Annotated in this window: 2 protein-coding genes and 1 pseudogene; all 3 read left to right on the top strand. The window is 74.6% G+C overall.

The window, feature by feature from the left end; all coding sequences use genetic code 11:
- Positions 1-130, top strand: a pseudogene (locus H5J33_RS38070) (daunorubicin/doxorubicin resistance ABC transporter ATP-binding protein DrrA); the annotation flags it as partial.
- Positions 127-906: an ABC transporter permease gene (locus H5J33_RS33770; protein ID WP_309485555.1), complete on the top strand. Its 780-nt coding sequence runs from the start codon at positions 127-129 to the stop codon at positions 904-906. The pseudogene H5J33_RS38070 and the gene H5J33_RS33770, both read left to right, overlap by 4 nt.
- Positions 907-953: 47 nt before the next feature.
- Positions 954-1,823 (top strand): CaiB/BaiF CoA-transferase family protein (locus tag H5J33_RS33765; protein WP_181798487.1); only part of this gene is annotated, 870 nt, incomplete at its 3' end.

The raw sequence follows: 1,823 nt of genomic DNA, 5'->3' as shown, positions 1-1,823 counted from the left end.
CCGGCTGGTGCGCGAACTGGACGCGGCCGGCGTGCCGTTGCTGGACGCGGGCATCCGGCCGCCCACCCTGGACGACGTCTTCCTGCGGCTCACCGGAGCGTCGGCCGAGACCGAGGAGGCGGCCGCGTGAGCGCGCTCGCGTACGACGGGCTGGCGATGGCGGGCCGGCACCTGCGCCGGGTCCGCAACAACCCGGGGCTGGCGGTGCTGACCCAGCTCATGCCGGTCAACATGCTGCTGTTCTTCGGCTACGTGTTCGGCAGCGCGCTGACCGTGTCCGGCCGCGAGTACCGCTCCTTCCTGGTGCCCGGACTGCTCGTCGCGACCGCCGCCGGCGGACTGATGACCGGCATGTTCCAGGCGGCCCAGGACACCCACCGGGGGGTGTCGGACCGGCTGCGCACGATGCCGGTGAGCCGGGCCGCCGCACCGGTCGGGCAGGCCGTCGCGGACCTCGTCGTCACGACGGCCGGAACGGTGCCGCTGCTGCTGACCGGGCTCGCGGTGGGCTGGCGGGTCGAGGGTTCGGCGGCCGGGGTGGCCGGGGCGGTGGCGCTGCTGCTGTTCTTCCGGTTCGCCTGCACCTGCGCCGGGATCCTCCTCGGGCTGCTCAGCCGCAGCGAGGAGGCGGCCGGACAGCTCGGCTCCGCCTCCTTCGTGCTGCCGCTGCTGTCCAACGCGTACATCCCGACGGACCACCTGCCGGGCTGGCTGCGGACGCTCGCCGAGTGGAACCCGATCAGCGCGGTCACCACCGCCCTGCGGGACCTGTCCGGCAACGCGCCCGTTCCCGAGGGCGCCGCCTGGCCGGTAACCCACCCGGTGGCCGGTTCGCTGGCCTGGTGCCTGCTGCTCACCGGGGTGTTCCTGCCGCTCGCGGTGCGCCGGTACGCGCGGGCCGAGTGAGCCCGCACTGCTGACAAGGCCGCCGGTCAGGGGAGATCATCCACCCCATGGATCAACTCCCGCTCCCTTTGGAGGGCATCACCGTCGTCGCCGTCGAACAGGCCGTGTCCGCACCCTTCGCGACCCGGCAGCTCGCCGACCTGGGCGCCCGGGTCATCAAGGTGGAGCGGGTCGACGGCGGCGACTTCGCGCGCGGCTACGACACGGCCGCCCGCGGTCTGGCCTCGCACTTCGTGTGGTGCAACCGCGGCAAGGAGTCCCTCGCGCTGGACCTGAAGGACCCGCGCGGCCTGGCCGTCGTACGGCGGCTGATCGCGGACGCGGACGTGTTCGTGCAGAACCTCGCGCACGGCGCGGCGGCCCGGCTCGGCCTGGACGCGGCCACGCTGTGCGCCGCCCACCCGCGGCTGATCGCCGTGGACATCTCGGGCTACGGCGGCTCGGGACCGTACGCGGACAAGCGGGCCTACGACATGCTCGTGCAGTGCGAGGCGGGACTGGTGTCGGTGACCGGGACACCGGAGCGGCCGGTGAAGGCGGGCATCCCGGCGGCGGACATAGCGGCGGCCATGTACGCGTTCTCCGGGGTGCTGGCCGCGCTGGTGCGCCGCGGCACGACCGGGCGGGGCGGGCCGGTGGAGGTGTCCATGCTGGAGGCGCTCGCCGAGTGGCTGGGGCATCCGCTGCACCACACGATGCACGGCGGCGAGCCGCCCGCCCGCACCGGGCTGGCGCACGCGGTGATCGCGCCGTACGACGCCTATCCGACGGCGGACGGCGGCCGGGTGCTGTTGTCGGTGCAGCACGACCGGGAGTGGCGGCGGCTGGCCGAACAGGTCATGGGCCGCCCGGAGCTGGGCACGGACCCGGCGTACGCGACGAACGCCGCCCGGGTGGCGCACCGGGAGCGGACCGAC

It is taken from the genome of Streptomyces sp. WELS2 (genome assembly GCF_013870595.1).
Lineage (GTDB): Bacteria > Actinomycetota > Actinomycetes > Streptomycetales > Streptomycetaceae > Streptomyces.
This window is presented reverse-complemented; position numbering and strand designations above follow the sequence as displayed.